This is a genomic window from Streptomyces sp. CNH189 (genome assembly GCF_000527195.1).
The window spans coordinates 184,634-200,493 of record NZ_AZUS01000015.1 but is presented as its reverse complement, the minus strand read 5'-3'; the positions used below and the strand labels follow the sequence as shown (position 1 = coordinate 200,493).

The following is a 15,860-nucleotide window of genomic DNA, read 5'->3' as shown; positions in this document are numbered from 1 at the left end:
CACCGCCACAAGGAGCGCGGCTTCTGCTGCGGCGCGGGCGGCGCCCGGATGTGGATGGAGGAGCGGATCGGCAAGCGCATCAACAACGAGCGCGTCGACGAGGCCCTCTCCCTCGACCCGGACATCATCTCCACGGCCTGCCCGTTCTGCCTGGTCATGCTGACCGACTCGGTCAACGGCAAGAAGGCCGCGGCCGAAAACGGCTCCGCCGCGGGCGGCAAGGCCAAGGAGTCCATCCAGGTCGTCGACGTCGCCCAGCTGCTGCTGGAGTCCGTCAAGACGCCGATCGACCCGGCGGGCGAGGAAGAGACGGAGCCGGCTCCCGAACCGGAACCGGTGAAGTAACGCCCCGCACGCACTGAAAGGGCCGCCCCGGAAGGGGCGGCCCTTTCGGCATCCCGGACCTCCGTCAAGTCGCCCGGGCCGGGTGCGCCGCCCGGGCCGCCCGCGCCCCGCGCCCCCGCTGCGGCCGGCTGCCGGCCGGCTCTCCGAACCCTGAGCGGACCACGGCCCGTCGAGGGGCCACGCCCGGCGTCGTCGTCAGCTCGCCCGGGCCGGGGGGCCGTAGGGGGACGGGGGGAGGGCTGCGGGGAGTTCTGTGCGGCGGGTTATGCCCAGTTTGCGGTAGGCCGCCGTCAGGTGGGTCTCCACTGTGCGGCGGGCCAGGTGCAGGGACGCCGCTATCTCCGCGTTCGTACGGCCCTCCGCCGCCAGGCCCGCGATGCGGCGCTCGCTGTCGGTCAGCGCGGCCGGACCCGTACGCGGGGCCCCGGCGCGCCGGGCGCCGCCCTCGTGCAGCAGCTCCTCGGCCACCCCGCGCAGCCGGACCGCGCCCAGGCGCTCGGCCCGCTCCACCGCCTCGTACAGCGTCTCCCGCGCTTGGGAGCGCTCCCGAGAGGCGAGCAGCAGTCGTCCGTGGGCGATCAGCGCGGCGATCAGCTCGGCGTCGGCCGGTGTCCCGCGCAACAGCGCGACCGCCCTGCCGGTGAGCCGCAGCCCGCGCCGGCCGCCCGTCGCCTCGCCCAGCACCCGCAGCGCGCGCCCCCGCACCCTCGGGGTGTGCCAGACCTCGGCGAGCCGCGCCTCCTCCTCGGCGTGCGCCAGCGCCTCGTGCGGCCTGCCGAGCGCGAGCAGGCACTCGGCGGCGCCCACCCGCCAGGGGGAGGCCACGGACAGGTACGCCTCGCGGGACGCCTGCCGCCGGCCGCACTCCTCGAAGTCCTCCAGCGCCGCCGCCGGCTCCCCGGCCGCCGCGCGCAGCACCCCCCGCGCGTACAGGAAGCGGTGCGTGCGCCAGGAGTCCGGGGCGGTCGGCAGCTCGAAGCCGTCCACGAGCCGGGCGGCCTCCTCCAGCCGTCCCGTCTCCACCAGGGCGATCACGGCCTGCGTGTGCGCGCTCGTGGGCCCGGGCCCGGAGGAGCGGATCCGGGGGGTCCGTGCGCTCGGTTCGGCCAGCACGGCGTCGTGGTCGGCGCGGGCCGCCGCGAGGTCCACCCGTACGTCGGTCAGGATGTGGTGCATCGGGTGCAGCAGGAAGGACCCCAGCGGATCCAGCGCCCGCCGCACCAGCTGCTCGGCCTCGTCGAGTTCGTCCGCCCAGTGCGCCACCAGCGCCGCCATCCCGAACAGGAACGGCACGGCGAGCGGGTCGGCGGGTGCGTCGGTGAGCGCGCGGATCCGGTCCATCGCGTCCCGCGAGGAGATCAGCCCGGCCGTCGCCCCGTGCCGTACGGCCAGCATCCGCCGGGCCGCGTCCAGCAGGTCCGGGCCGTCCCCCTCGGGCTCGGGCAGCGGCGCCTCGTGCTCCGGGCGCAGCGCGTCCGGCGTGGCGTCGGACATCAGCACGGCGACCGCGCGCAGCGTACGCACCAGGCCGGGCCGGCCCGCGAGCCGCTGCTCCTCCTCGCGGAGCATCCGCAGCGCCGCCCCGGTCTCCCCGCTGCGGGCGAGCGCCGTGGCCAGGGCCACCATCGCCTGCACCCGGTCCCGGGACTCGCCCGGCAGCCGTACGGCCTGTGCCAGCCGGGCGAGGCCGCCGGACGGGTGCGCGGCGCACTCCAGGGAACCGAGCTGGATCAGCACGGTGGCCCGGCGCACCGGCGCCATGGGTTCGTCCAGGGCGCGCCGCAGGTACGCCACGGCGCAGCGCGGCCGGCCCGCCCGCACCTCCTCCCCCGCCGCCTCGACCAGGACGTCGACCGCCCAGGGCTCGGCCACCGCGGAGCCGTGGAACAGGTGCCCGGCGACCACGCCGGCCGGGGCGCCCTCGCCCATCAGCTCCTCGGCCGCCGAGCGGTGCGCCTCCCGGCGCCGGCCGCTGGTCCAGCCGCTGAGCACGGCGTCCCGCAGCAGCGGGTGCGCGTACCGGTGCAGGCCGTCCTCCCCTCGCCGCAGCAGGCCGAGGCGGGTCATCGCGGTGAGCCAGCCGGTGACCCGGTCCGGGTCCGCCTGGGCCATCCTGGCGGCGATCCGTGCCTGGGTGTCGCGGCGCTCGTCGGGGCAGTACCCCGGGCACCAGTCCCGCGCGGGCGCCGTACCGTCCGCGGCCGGGGGACGCACGGCCGCCGCGTCCGACTCCGCGCTCTCCAGCACGGCCAGGCAGCGGGCGACCCTGGCCGTGGCCCCGCCCGCGCCGGCCAGCCACCACGAGACGACGTCCGGGTAGGCGCCCGGGTACAGCGCCGCGCAGGTGTCCGGCAGCGCGGCCGGCCGGGCGGAGTCGTCGTCGGCGTTCCAGGACGACAGGTCGTGCAGCAGGGCGCGCAGCAGCAGCGGATTGCCCGCCCCGGCCCGTACGCAGTCGGTCACCCGGTCCGGCGCGGCCTGCGGGAAGGCGGCCCGCACCAGGCCCGTGGCGGCGTCCGCGCTCAGCGGGGCGAGGGTGTGGGTGTGCACGAAGGCCGGGGACAGCCCGTGCGCCAGGCCGGGGGCGGCCGGGTCGATGTCGTACTGACTGCGCTCGGTGACCACCAGCAGCACCGGCAGACTGTCGGCCAGCCGGGCCGCCTCGGTCAGCCAGCGGCGTGAGGACGGGTCGGCGGCGTGCACGTCGTCGACCGCCACGAACAGCGGCGTCCGCCGCGCGTACGTCTCCAGCAGCCGCCACAGCAGCGCCCCCCGGGTCCGGCGCCGCTCGGCCGGGGTGGGACCGGGCTCCGCCTGGGTATGGGCGTGCCCCGACGGGGCGTGGGCCGCCGGTGCCTGGGCGGACGCCGCCGGGGCGTCCTGCAGGAAGTCCGCCTCCTCACCGAAGAGCTGACGGGCGACGCCCCAGTCCGTGCCCCGGTCCTCAGGGGTGCAACGGGCCCGCAGCACCCGCATCCCCCGGCCCGAAGCCTGCTGCGCCGCGGCCCTGAGGAGGGCGGTGCGTCCGGTGCCGGTGGCGCCGCGCAGCAGGACCAGCCGGCCCGATCCCGCGCGGGCCCGTTCGGCCTCGGCGGCCAGCAGGCGCAGGGCGTCGTCCCGTTCGCTGAGGGGGTCCACTAAGGGCAACGGTTCCTCCTGGGCCGGGCGGATCGTGGTCGGGGGACGGCGGCGGGGCAGCCGCTCCCCTCCTGAAGGACGCGCGCCGGGCCCCTCAGGTGCCCCGACGGGCCGAGGTCGACGGCCTGTTGAGGCAAGGAACGGTAAGAAGGTGTGAATCCCCGCCACGGGTATGGACGGGACGCACCGGGGCGTGATCCACTCCCGCCGAGCCACGGCCCGGCCACCGTCCCGGCGCGCGGGGCACCGCGTGATCTCGTGGTGCGTCTCGTGGTTCTCCACGATTGCCCGCGTCCCACCCGCCACAGGAGTGTGTGAGCGAAGCGTCGGACGCGGTCGCCCCGGTGGTGCCCGCACGGTCGGGTATGGGGAATCGGTTGCACAGCTCGTTCGGGAACCCGGAGACGGCCACACCCACGCTCACGCCCACCGGGCCCGGCAGCCGCATCCCCGTGCTGGTCGAGGCCCAGGACCCCATCTCCCGGGCCGGCGCGGCCAGCGAACTGCGCCGCCACCCGGTCATCGAACTGGTGGAGGACGGACGCCCCGGTCCCGGAACCGTCGCCCTGCTCGTCAACGACCACCTCGACGAAGACCTGTTGACCCGCATGCGCAAGCTCGTGCGCAGCGACGGCAGCCGTGCCGTGCTGGTGGTGGGCGCGATCCGGGAGAACGAACTGCTCGACGTGGTGGAGTGCGGGGTCGGCGCGATCGTCTGGCGGCACGAGGCCACCGCCCACCGGCTGGTGCGGGCCGTCGTCGCGGCGTCCCGGGGCGACGGGGACCTCCCCGGCGACCTGCTGGGCCGGCTGATCAACCGCGTGGGCACCATGCACCGCACCTCGGCGGGTCACGCCGGCGGTCCCGCGACCGGCCTGACGGCACGTGAGGTGGACGTCCTGCGACTGGTCTCCGAGGGGCTGGACACGGGCGAGATCGCCGGCAAGCTCTCGTACTCCGAGCGGACGGTCAAGAACGTGTTGCACGGAATCACCACCCGGCTGCACCTCCGCAACCGGGCGCACGCCGTCGCGTACGCCCTTCGGGAAGGTTACATCTGACCGTACAGGCAGCCGAATTGACCCCTCGGGCAGACCGCCGTGCCCCGGCCCCGTGCGGGCCGGGGCACGGCCTCGCGCGCGCCTGGGCACCATCGGGGGAGCCCGGCGGTCCGGCGGCCGGTGAGCCGCGCAACGGCAGAGCAGGAGTACGACGGTGATCCACGAGGTGGACGAGGTCCTCAAGGGCCTCCTGACGAGCGGCGCCCTGACCGGCTCCGGCATCGAGGTGTCCCTGGACGCCCCGACCCGGGACTGGGCGGCCCGCCGCAACGCGCCCACCCTCAACGCCTACCTCTACGACATCCGTGAGGAGGTCTCCCGGCGCGAACGCGGCACCGTCCCGGTCACCGACGGCAGCGGCCAGGTGGTGAAGCGCCGGATGCCCCCGCGCTGGTTCCGGCTGTCGTACCTGGTCACCGCCTGGACCCGGCAACCCCAGGACGAACACCGCCTGTTGGCGGCCTGCATCGCCACGCTGCTCCCCCGCGAGATCCTGCCGCCCGACGAACTGCCGCCCACCTTGGCGTCCTTGGGCCTGTCCATCTCCCTGTCCGTGGCCGGCACGCAGACCGAGTCGCGGTCGCTCGCCGAGATCTGGTCCGCGCTCGGCGGGGAACTCAAGCCGTCCCTCGACCTGGTGGTGCTGGTGCCCTTCCCGTCCTACCCCGAGTACGACGCCGGACCGCCGGTCACCGAGGGCGCGGTCGTCCGGGTCCGCTCCGTCGACGGCGTCCAGGACGACGCACCCGGCCGCCACCACCGTCCGCACCACGTCGAGCGGGGGCGGCGCACCCGGTGAACGGCCCGCTCCACGACCCGGCCGAGGCGCTCCTCACCCGCGTCACCCGGCTCCGCGAACGCGTCGCCCGGCTGGTCGGGGACCGCTCCGCCGGCGACCCGACCGCCGGCGACCCGCTCCGCGGCCTCTACCTCGACGAGAACGCCGTACGGCACCACCTGAACGCCGCCCCCGCGCCGGCCGCGCCCGACGAACCCGCCGACGACGAGCCCCCCGGCGACCGGCTCGGCCCGCTCGCGCGACGGCTCGGCCTGCGCCCGCTGGAGACCGCCGTGCTGGTCGCGGCGCTCGCCCCGGACCTCGACCGCTCCTTCGAGCCGCTGTACGGCTACCTCAACGACGACGTGGGCCGCCGCCGCGCCACCACCGGGCTCGCGCTCGACCTGTGCGGCGCCCCCGTGCACCGTCCCGAGGCGCGTGCCGTCTTCCACCCCTGCGCACCCCTGCGCGCGCTGGCCCTGCTGGAGGTCGAGGAGCCGGAACGCCCGTTCCTCAGCCGCTCGCTGCGCGTCCCGGGACGGCTCGTCGCCCATCTCCTCGGCGACGACACCCCCGACGCGTCCCTCACCGTACGGGTCCGCCCGCTCACCCTCCCGGCCACCGCCGGAACGCCCGGCGACGACACCTTCACCGGGCGGCTCGCCGCGCGGCTGGCCGAGGAACCCCTCACCGTCTACCTGCGCGAGCACCGCGAGGGCGAGGGCCTCGCGCACGCGGCGCGCGCCCTGCCCGGCGGCGCCCTGCACTACACGCCCAGGGGCCCGCACGCCGACGAGCCGCTGGCCGCCCTGGTGCGCGAGGCCCGGCTGCGGAACCTCGCCGTGGTCGTCTCCGCGCTGCCGGACGACCCCGGGGCACTCGTGCGGGCACTGTCGGTGCCCGATGTGACCGTGGTGTTCACCGGCCCCCGGCCGTACGACCCGCAGTGGTGCGACCACGACCCGCTCGTCCTGGACGCCCCCCGGCTGGGCGCGGACGCCGTGCGCACCTGGGCCGCCGCCCTGGACGACAGCGACGGCGCGGACCGCTCCGCCGCCCTGGACGACGGGGACGGCGCGGATCGCTCCGCCGCCCGGACGGACACCCTCGGCTTCGACCTCGCCGCCACCGTCGCCTCCTACCACCTGAGCACCGACCGGGTGGCGCGGGCCGTGCGGGCCGCCCGGGGCCTCGCCGCGTTCGACGGCACCGCCCTCGCCCCCGCCCACCTCCGGCTCGCGGCGCGCCAGCAGTCGACCTCCGGTCTGGAACAGCACGCCCGGCGCATCCGCCCCGCGGTGACCTGGGACGACCTGGTGCTGCCCGAGGCCCCCCTCGCGCAGCTGCGGGAGCTGGCCCGGCGGGCCCGGCTGCGCGACCGGGTGCTCGGCGACTGGCGGCTGAGCGCCGGCGGCGGCCGGGGGCACGGTGTGCTGGGCCTGTTCGCGGGCGACTCGGGCACCGGCAAGACCCTGTCCGCCGAGGTCGTCGCCGCCGAACTGGGCCTGGACCTCTACGTCGTACGGCTGTCCTCGGTCGTGGACAAGTACGTCGGCGAGACCGAGAAGAACCTGGAGCGCGTCTTCTCCGAGGCGGACCGCACCGACGCGGTCCTGCTCTTCGACGAGGCGGACGCGGTGTTCGGCAAGCGCTCCGAGGTCAAGGACGCGCACGACCGGTACGCCAACATGGAGAGCGCCTACCTGCTCCAGCGTCTGGAGTCCTTCGACGGCATCGCGCTGCTCACCACCAACCTGCGCGCCAACATCGACGAGGCGTTCACCCGGCGGCTCGACCTGGTGGTCGACTTCCCGTTCCCGGACCCCGACCAGCGGCTCGCGCTGTGGCGGCACAGCCTCTCCCGCGTGCCGTGCGCGGACGACATCGACGCCCGGCAGGTGGCACGGGACTTCGAGCTGGCCGGCGGTTCCATCCGCAGCGCCGTGGTCACCGCCGCCTACGCGGCGGCGGACCGGAGCGGGCCGGTCACCACGGCCGACCTGCTGGAGGGGGCGCGCCGGGAGTACCGCAAGGCGGGGCGGCTGGTGCCGGGCGAGGGCACCTGGTAGCCGCCCCGGCCGCCGGGGTGCGGCGCCCGGTCAGGGCGTGCGCACCGTCCACTTCTGGTTGGGCGTGCCCCCGCACGTCCACAGGTGCAGGCCGGTGCCGTTGGCGGTGCCGCTCCACATGGCGTCCACGCACTTGTCCGCCTGCGGGTTGACGAGGTCCGCCGCACCGCTCATCACGAAGTCCTGCGCGGGATTGGTGGTGCACCGGGCGAGCTGGATCAGGGCGCCGTCGTCCCGGGAGCCCCAGGCCACGTCCATGCACATGCCCATGGAGCGCACGCTCGCGTCGTCCATGAACTCCCACCGCTGGTTGGGGGCCTTCGGGTCGCAGTCCTGCAGCACCAGACCGGTGCCGTCCTGCGCCTTGCCCTTCTTCAGCGGGACGGTGACGCACCGGTCGGACCCGACACCCACGATGAAGTTGCCGACCAGCGGCTGCGACTGGGACTGCTGCTTCTGTCCGCCTCCGCCGCCACCACCGGAGGCGGGCTTCTCCTCCTCCTCCTTCTCACCGGAGCCGCCGCTGTCCGGGGCCCCGCCGGTGTCGGCGGGCTTCTCCTGCTGGGGCGGCTGCTCCGGCTGGGACGCCCCGGCGCTCGGCAGGGTGATCGGCGCGGACGCCGAGGGGTCGGGGGCGGGGATCGCGGCGGCGTCGGTCTGCGCCGTCTTCTCGGTGGCCAGGGACCGCACGTCCGGCTTGTACGTCAGCCAGATCACGACGAACGCGACGGCCAGCGCCACCGTCATCCCCAGCACGGTGGCCAGCCAGCCGGGCAGGAAGCCGCGCTGGACGAACGTGCCCTCCACGCCCAGCGGGTCGACGCCCGACCGCTGCACGGTCAGCGTGTAGGGGCGCTCCTGCTTCGAACCGAACCAGATGATCTCCCGGGGCTTCAGCCGCGCCTTGACGAACGCCGCGCGCCCGGGCTCGATCTGCACGTTGCCCGGGTCCAGGTCGAACGACAGCTGGTCGCCGTTGTCGCTCCCGCTGAGCGACGCGGTCACCTTGGTGTTGCCGACGTTGTCCACCGCGAGCACCGGCTTGCCCCGCAGCCGCCCCTTCACCACCGGCGGCACCAGCTCGGCCCGCACCTCGGTGAACGGCGTGACCGTCACGTTCCCCTCAGGGACGGTGGTCGCCTCGGGGTGCTCCGTCGGCGTGATCCGCACCGCGTACGGGTGCGGTCCCGCCGCCGCGTCCGGGGTCCGCGGGATGGTGAAGGACACCTCGACCGTCCCCGTGGTGCCCGGGTACAGCCGCAGCGACGGCGGCTCCACCCGCGCCCACGGCGCGAGGTCGCCCACCGGCTCGAACCGGTACTCGTCCACCACGTCACCGGTGTTGCGCACGCGCAGCCGCACCGTCGTGCCGGCGCCGGGGTCGACCGTCGTCGACGCCGGCTCAAGAGAAGTCCAAAGGCTCACGCGTCGACGCTACGGGCTTCCCCGGCGACCGTCAGGAGCCCCGGGGGCAGCGTCAAGTGCCCTGCCAGGCCCTCTTCTTGCCCCCGGCCGCGTGTCGGCAGCCGCCGGTCACCGGCTCAGGCGCGGGAGTCGGAGTCGGCTCCCCTGCCCTGGGGGGGAGCGGAGCGGGCGTCGGCAGCCACCGGAGCCGGAGCCGCCTCCCCCCTGCCCTGAGCACCGAGCGCGGTGCAGCCGGCGAACCTGCTCACCCGCCCGCCGGCCCGGCACCGGCCCCGTCCCCGGGCTCAGGTGCCGGAGTCGCAGCCAACTCCCCTGCCCTGGGCACCGAGCGCGAAGCGGCCGGCGAACCCGGTCACCCGCCCGCCGGTCCGGCACCGGACGACGGCGCCCGCCGCACGGTCCGGTCCGGCACCGGCGCGACCAGGGGCCGGCCGGGGGCGCGCCGCCCCTCGTGCACCAGGGAACCTCACCGCACGGCCGGGCGTGGTCGCGGTGCGCGTCATGCCGGTGGCGGGTTTCGCCGCGCCACGGCCCGGTCCGGCACCGCCGCGTCCCCGCCGCGCGCCGCGGGGCGAGCAGCCGGGCCTCGGGCGGTCCCTCGGCGGCCGGCTCCGACGGCGGACACACGTCGGTTCGCAGGCTGCCGGGCCGTCGCGGGACGGGCTGTGAACTGGCGGGCAGCCACGCCGCACCTTGCCCTTCCGGGCAGCAGTGGTGCCCCGGGCACGGCACTCGCAGCCGTTCCGGTCGGCGCGCTGCGCGCGCGAAGGTGCGTACAGACCTGACTCGTACCCCGAGGAGAGCAGAGCATGCCGTCCTACCTGTCGCCGGGCGTCTACGTCGAGGAGGTGGCCAGCGGCTCGCGCCCCATCGAAGGAGTGGGCACATCGGTGGCGGCCTTCGTGGGGCTCGCCCCGACCGGCCCGCTGAACGAGCCGACCCTGGTCACCAACTGGACCCAGTTCGTCGCCGCCTTCGGTGCCTTCACCGACGGGTACTACCTCGCGCACTCCGTCTACGGCTTCTTCAACAACGGCGGCAGCGCGGCCTACGTGGTCCGCGTCGGCGGCGCCCCCGGCGGTGTGTCGGGCGAGGCGTCCGGCGCGCCCGCCGAGGTGGACGGCTCGGCCCCGCGGGCCGCCCTGCCCTCCGGGACACCGCAGCAGCTCGGCACCTTCACCGTGACCGCGGTGGCCGCCGGGTCCGGTGCGCTCAGCGTCGAGGTCTCCGACCCCGAGGGCGAGGGCCCCGCCGAGCGGTTCCGGCTCACCGTCAAGGACGGCGACCGGCCCGTCGAGACCTTCGACGTCAGCGCCAAGAAGAGCAGCCGCACCTACGTCGTCACGCAGGTGAAGGAGCGCTCCAAGCTCATCACCGTGCAGGAGGCGGCCCCCGCCGCTCAGCTCGCGCGCCCGGAGAACCAGACCGTGGCGCTCGCCGCCCCGGCGCCCGCGCCCGCCGTCCCGGCCGCCACCGAGGACGCCGGCCGGCCCGGCCCCGCCCAGTACGTCGGTGACTCGGCGGACCGCACCGGCTTCGGCGGCCTTGAGGCCGTGGACGAGATCTCCATGGTCGCCGTCCCCGACCTGATGGCCGCCTACCAGCGCGGCGACATCGACCTGGAGGCTGTCAAGGCCGTCCAGCTCGGCCTGATCGCGCACTGCGAGCTGATGGGCGACCGCGTCGCCGTCATCGACCCGCCGCCCGGCCTCAACGCCCGCGACATCCGCGTGTGGCGCCAGGAGACCGCCGGCTACGACTCCAAGTACGCGGCGCTGTACTACCCGTGGATCAAGGTCTTCGACCCGGCCAGCGGCCAGAGCCGTACCGTCCCGCCGAGCGGTCACATCGCCGGCATCTGGGCCCGCAACGACTTCGAGCGCGGGGTGCACAAGGCGCCCGCCAACGAGGTGGTGCGGGGCGCCGTCGACCTGGAGCTCCAGATCACCCGCGGCGAGCAGGACCTGCTCAACCCGGTGGGCGTCAACTGCATCCGCGCCTTCCCCGGCCGCGGCATCCGCGTGTGGGGCGCGCGCACCCTGGCCTCGGACCCGGCCTGGCGCTACCTGAACGTCCGCCGGTACTTCAACTACCTGGAGGAGTCGATCCTGATCGGCACCCAGTGGGTGGTGTTCGAGCCCAACGACCACCAGCTGTGGGCCAGGATCCGGCGCAACGTCTCCGCCTTCCTCGTCAACGAGTGGCGCTCGGGCGCCCTCTTCGGCGCCCGTCCGGAGGAGGCGTTCTACGTCAAGTGCGACGAGGAGACCAACCCGCCGGAGTCCGTCGACCTCGGCCGGGTCATCTGCGAGATCGGCATCGCGCCGGTCAAGCCCGCCGAGTTCGTCATCTTCCGGCTGGCCCAGTTCTCCAGCGGCAACGGCGAGCTGGAGGAGTAGGGGGACCCCCCGCACTCCGCTCTCCCCCGCGAACTCCGCCCCTCCTTGCGAAAGAAGTAACGACAGATGAGTCTGCAGCCGGGTGACGCCCTCACGTCACACAACTTCGGCCTCCAGATCGACGGTGTGATGGTCGAGTACCTCGCCGAGGTCAGCGGCCTCAGCATCGAGCAGGACGTGATCGAGTACCAGCAGGTCTCCGCCCAGGGCAAGCCCGTCACCAAGAAGATGCCGGGCGTGAAGAAGGCCGGCACCTGCACGGTCGTGCGCGGCATGACGCAGTCCGCCGCGTTCAACCAGTGGATCAACGAGTCGGTCAACGGCGCGATGGGCACGGCCCGCAAGAACGCCACCATCATGGTGATGGACTACCAGAACAATCCGGTCAAGCGGTACAACATGCGCAACGCCTGGTGCAGCAAGATCGACACCAGCACCGTGAAGGCCGGCGAGGCCTCCGCGCTGACCGAGACGGTGACCATCACGTTCGAAGAACTGGTCATCGAGTAATGCGCCGCACCACCGCCCGGCCGGGAACCCTCCCGGCCGGCCCCGCGCCCGCCGACGGCGCCGTCGCGGCCCAGGGGCCGTCGTCCACGGACGCCCCGGGGCAGCCGGAGCAGGTCGCGGACGGCCTCGTGAGCCCCGTCGGCGCGGGCCCGGCGGCGTCCGCCGCCCCCGCGGGCGGCCAGGCGCTGCGCACCGAGTTCCCCTTCGAGCTGCCCCGCGGCTACGTCGACGAGTCCGGGACCGTGCACCGGCACGGGGTGATGCGGCTGGCGACCGCCCGGGACGAGCTGGTGCCGCTGCGCGACATACGGGTGCAGGAGAACCCGGCGTACCTGTCGGTGGTGCTGCTCGGCCGGGTCATCACCCGGCTGGGCACGCTCCCGATGGTGCACGACGGGGTCGTGGAGAACATGTTCGCCTCCGACCTGGCGTTCCTCCAGGACTTCTACCGGCAGGTCAACGCCGAGGGCCACACCCGGGCCGGCGTGACCTGCCCCCACTGCGAGCAGCCGTTCGAGGTCGAACTCGGCGGGAGCCGCCTGGGGGAATCGTGACGTACGCGACCGACCGGCTGCACGAGGAGATCGCGTACATCGCCTACCACTTCCACTGGAGCCTGGAGAACATCCTGGACCTCGAACACGGTGACCGCCGCCGGTACACGGAGCAGATCACCGCACTCGTCACCCGCGCCTCGGCGGAGGGCTGACGGGTCATGGGATTCCTCGACCGGTTGCGGAGGAACGCGAACCACGCGAACGCGGCGGGGCGGCGAGGCACGGATGCCGCTCCCGCTCCGGCCGCGACGCCCGGGTCCGTCGCGCCCACGGGGTCCTCACACTCCGTGGACGACGGGGGCGCCGGACGCGCCGGGGGCGCTACGGCCGTGTCCGGGGCGCCGGCGCGTACGGCCGCGTGGCCCGGGCTGCCGCCGATCCAGCGGGCCACCGCCCGGCCGTCATGGCCGGTCGCCGACGCGGGCTTCGGCGGCAGGCTGAGCACCTGGCAGAACCCGGCCTTCGCCGGCACGCTCTCCCACGCCGTGCTCGACGGCGCGCCCGGCGGGCTGGTCGAGGGCGTCCTCACCACCTCGGCGCGTCCCTCGCCGGGCCTTGAGCTGCCCGCGCTCTCCCTGCCCGTCGCCGCTCCCCCCGGCGAGCCGGGTCCCGGTCCTTCGGGCGACGGCGCGGACCTGCCGCCGGTGCAGCGCGCGGCGGTGCCCTTCACCGTCACCCGCCCCGCGGGCCCGTCGGTGACCCCCGCACCCGCCCCGGCCCCCCGGCGGTCCGCATCGCTGACCAGGACGCCGGCCCCGGTGGCAGCGGTGCAGCGGCGGTCCCTGCCGGTCGCCCCGGGCCGGAGCACGGGGGGCTCCGGTGCGGGGGTGGCCGGCACACCGGCCGTCTCTTCGTCCGGCCCGGCTGTCTCTGCCTCCCCTCGGGCTGCCTCTCCGGCCAGTTCGGCGGCCGCTCCGTCCGGTCAGGCTGTCGCGTCGTCCGGTCCGGCCGCCTCTCCGGCCGCCGGTCCGGCTGCCGCTCCGGCCGGTCTGGCGGCTACTCCTTCGGTTTCGGCTGCTCCTCGGCCGGTTCCGGCCGAGGTACCGGATGGCCGGTCCGGTCAGGGCGGTACGTCCTCCACGCCGCGTCGTCGGCCGTTGCTGGGGGCGCCGTTGACGGCTCCGCCGTCGGCGGCGGCCGAGCCTCGGAGCACGGCGGGCTCAAGGGCTGCGGGGGGCACGGGGCCCTCGGTGCAGGCGGCTCCGTCGGTGCAGGCTGCTCCCTCGGTTCCGTCGGTGTCGGCGGCTGCTTCGGAGCCGCCGGTTGCCTCGGCTTCTTCAGCTTCCTCTCCTTCTTCAGCTTCTTCGAAGGCGGCGCCGGTTCCTCCGGTGAGCCCGTCCACGCCGGTGTCTTCGGCCCTCTCGCCGTCCTCGACGTCGTCCGCCCGCCCCGCGTCCTCGGGATCTCCGGTCCGCCCGTCCTCCTCGGTGAGGCCGGCGCCCCCGGAGTCCGGCAGCCGTGCAGGTGGGAACGAGCCCGTGGTCCAGCGGGCCGCCGTCCCGTCCGCCCCGTCGCCGTCCCGTACGTCCGTACCGCACGAGAGTGCCGTGGCGGCACCGGAGGGAGCGGCACCGGTACCGGTGTCTCCCGCCCCGGCACCCGCGGTGCGGCCCCTGACGCCGACCCGGGCGCTGGCTCCCTCCGCGCCGTCCGCGCTGTCCCCGGTGGCCCCGCATCTTCGGCCCGCGCCCGCGGCCGTGCCCCTGCGGCAGACCGCGCCCGCCGTGCAGCGACGGGCGGCCCGGTCCGGCGGGGGTGCTCCGGGCGCACGGCAATCCGAGTCTTCCGGCCCGTCCGGCGGCCCAGCGGCCCCTGTCGCGCCGGCGCCGTCCGCGCGTCCTTCCGTCACGCCGGTGCCGTCGGCCGGGGCTCCGACCGTGCAGCGCGTGCCGGTCGGGCCGCCCGCGAGCACCGGGCAGGCTTCCGGCGTCGGGGGCGGCACACCCGCGCCCACGCCGACGCCCGCCCCCGTGACTCCGGCTCCCGTGACCGCCGTTCAGCGGCTCGCCCGGCCCGGCTCCACCGCACCCGTCGCCCCGCTGCGGCGGATTCCGACGGCACCGGCGCCGAGGGCCACGGACGCCGCCGCGACTCCAGGTGCCGCGCCCGCGCCCTCCGTTCCGTCCCTCCCCACCGCTCCCTCCGTGAGCGAGGTTCCGGCCGCGTCCGGCGCCCCTCGGCCCGCCCCTGTCCCGGCTCCCGATGCCGTCCCCGTCCAGCGGGCCGGCGTTCCGGGCACGGCTCCGTCCGCTCCCGTTACGACCGCTCCCCAAGCCGCCCCTACCGTGACCAAGCGGGCGGCCCCCGGGACCCGGCCCCGGGCCGCCTCCGTGCCCGCGGCTCCTCTCAACAGCCCGGCTCCGCCACGCCGTACGCCCTCCGTGGAAGCGCCGAAGCCCGCGACCGGCCGTACCGTGCTGCCGCCGCTCGGCTCCACCTCCGTCGCCGTACCGAGGCCCGGCGGTACCGCCCCGTCGCCCGCCATGCCCGCCCCTGCCCCCGCGCCTGTCGGACCCCCCATCCAGCGGCTCGCGGCAGGACGGCCCACCGCTCCGGCACCGTCCGCGCCCACCCCGCCCGTGCCCCAGCGCTCCGCCGCCCCCGCACCGGCTCCCCGTACCGAGGCGACGAGCGCTGCCGTGCAGCCCCGCACGGCGACGCCCACCCCCGCTCCCGCCGCCCCACGCACCGGCGCCACCCCCGCCGTACGCCCCGGACTCGGCGCCCCCGTGCAACGCAGCACCGCACCTGCACCCACGCCCGCACCGGCACCGGCACCGGCACCCGAGCCGACCCCCACCCCTGCGAGCGCCCCGACCACCCCCCTCTCCGCGCCCCCGGCGAAGCCCGCACCGCCGCTGCCCAGTTCCACCCCCCGGCACCCCCTGCCACCGGCCCCGCAGGCGCCCGCCGCCACCCAGCCGGGCACCACCACCCCCGTCCAGCGCGTCGCCACCGCGCCCACCACCACCCCGCTCCAGCGCGCCACCACGCCGGCCCCGGCACCCACGCCCGCGCTGCCGCCGACCCCGACCCCGACCCCGACGCCCCCGCGTCCCGCAGCCGCCTCGCCCGTCCCGCTCCGCGCTCCCGTCACAGCCGCCCCGGTCCTCCCGGCGCCGGCCGCTGCCTCCGCACCCGCCACCCACCCCGCACCGCACGCACGACCCGCACGACCCGCCCTCCCCGTGCAGCGCGCGACGCCGACGCCCCCCGCCCCGGCGTCAGCCCCCTCCACACCCCCGTCGCCCCCATCACCCCCGATCCAGCGCACCTCCGCGCCCACCACCGCGCACCCGGCCGCCCCCAAGCCGCCGGCCCCCGTCACCCCGCCCCCGCAGGGGCCGCCCCCGCCGTACGACCCGGGTCCGCCCCCGCCGTACAGCGCCCATGACCCGCACCCGGGCGCGGGGGGCCCGCGCGGCGGGCCGCCGTTCGATCCCCGCGCGCTGACCGACGGGCAGCTCGACGAGCTGACGCACCGCCTGGTCGGCCCGCTCACCCGTCTCCTGCGCACCGAGCTGCGGATGGACCGGGAGCGCATCGGCAGACTCCGCGACCCCCGCGCCTGACCCGCG

At 76.1% G+C, this 15,860-nt stretch carries 11 protein-coding genes; 9 read left to right on the top strand and 2 right to left on the bottom strand.

Going from position 1 to position 15,860, the window contains the following annotated elements; all coding sequences use genetic code 11:
* Positions 1-345, top strand: a 345-nt coding sequence (locus B100_RS34090) for a heterodisulfide reductase-related iron-sulfur binding cluster (protein ID WP_486585671.1), incomplete at its 5' end; no start/stop codon positions are given.
* A 195-nt stretch (positions 346-540) separates the two neighbouring features.
* Here B100_RS34090 and B100_RS34085 read toward each other — a convergent pair.
* Positions 541-3,483 carry an AAA family ATPase gene (locus B100_RS34085; protein ID WP_051490029.1) on the bottom strand — a complete coding sequence of 981 codons (2,943 nt, stop codon included), beginning with the start codon at positions 3,481-3,483 and terminating at the stop codon, positions 541-543.
* A gap of 314 nt (positions 3,484-3,797) precedes the next feature.
* Between B100_RS34085 and B100_RS0121335 the strand changes: the two genes are divergently transcribed.
* The 3 genes from B100_RS0121335 to B100_RS0121325 all read left to right on the top strand — a co-directional run bounded on the left by B100_RS0121335 (position 3,798) and on the right by B100_RS0121325 (position 7,391).
* On the top strand, positions 3,798-4,544 hold the full coding sequence (locus tag B100_RS0121335; RefSeq protein ID WP_486585670.1) for a helix-turn-helix transcriptional regulator: 747 nt from the start codon (positions 3,798-3,800) through the stop codon (positions 4,542-4,544).
* Between the two features lie 154 nt (positions 4,545-4,698).
* Positions 4,699-5,343, top strand: a complete 645-nt coding sequence (locus B100_RS0121330) for a Pvc16 family protein (protein WP_024886442.1) — start codon at positions 4,699-4,701, stop codon at positions 5,341-5,343.
* The gene (locus B100_RS0121325) at positions 5,340-7,391 is read left to right on the top strand and encodes an AAA family ATPase (RefSeq protein WP_024886441.1); all 2,052 of its coding nucleotides are present in this window, start codon (positions 5,340-5,342) and stop codon (positions 7,389-7,391) included. Before B100_RS0121330 ends, B100_RS0121325 begins: the two co-directional genes overlap by 4 nt.
* Before the next feature lie 30 nt (positions 7,392-7,421).
* Here the strand turns inward: B100_RS0121325 and B100_RS0121320 are convergent, their stop codons facing one another.
* On the bottom strand, positions 7,422-8,816 hold the full coding sequence (locus B100_RS0121320) for a ricin-type beta-trefoil lectin domain protein (RefSeq protein ID WP_024886440.1): 1,395 nt from the start codon (positions 8,814-8,816) through the stop codon (positions 7,422-7,424).
* Positions 8,817-9,625: 809 nt separating this feature from the next.
* Here B100_RS0121320 and B100_RS0121315 point away from each other — a divergent pair.
* The 5 genes from B100_RS0121315 to B100_RS36985 all read left to right on the top strand — a co-directional run bounded on the left by B100_RS0121315 (position 9,626) and on the right by B100_RS36985 (position 15,854).
* On the top strand, positions 9,626-11,215 hold the full coding sequence (locus B100_RS0121315; protein ID WP_024886439.1) for a phage tail sheath subtilisin-like domain-containing protein: 1,590 nt from the start codon (positions 9,626-9,628) through the stop codon (positions 11,213-11,215).
* Between the two features lie 66 nt (positions 11,216-11,281).
* On the top strand, positions 11,282-11,725 hold the full coding sequence (locus B100_RS0121310) for a phage tail protein (RefSeq protein WP_024886438.1): 444 nt from the start codon (positions 11,282-11,284) through the stop codon (positions 11,723-11,725).
* On the top strand, positions 11,725-12,279 hold the full coding sequence (locus tag B100_RS0121305; protein WP_024886437.1) for a hypothetical protein: 555 nt from the start codon (positions 11,725-11,727) through the stop codon (positions 12,277-12,279). Before B100_RS0121310 ends, B100_RS0121305 begins: the two co-directional genes overlap by 1 nt.
* Positions 12,276-12,434, top strand: a complete 159-nt coding sequence (locus B100_RS37270) for a DUF6760 family protein (protein WP_199785271.1) — start codon at positions 12,276-12,278, stop codon at positions 12,432-12,434. The genes B100_RS0121305 and B100_RS37270 overlap by 4 nt, the downstream gene beginning before the upstream one ends.
* A 2,487-nt stretch (positions 12,435-14,921) precedes the next feature.
* A complete protein-coding gene (locus tag B100_RS36985; RefSeq protein WP_158686733.1) occupies positions 14,922-15,854 on the top strand; it encodes a hypothetical protein in 933 nt (310 codons plus the stop codon).
* Positions 15,855-15,860: the final 6 nt, after the last annotated feature.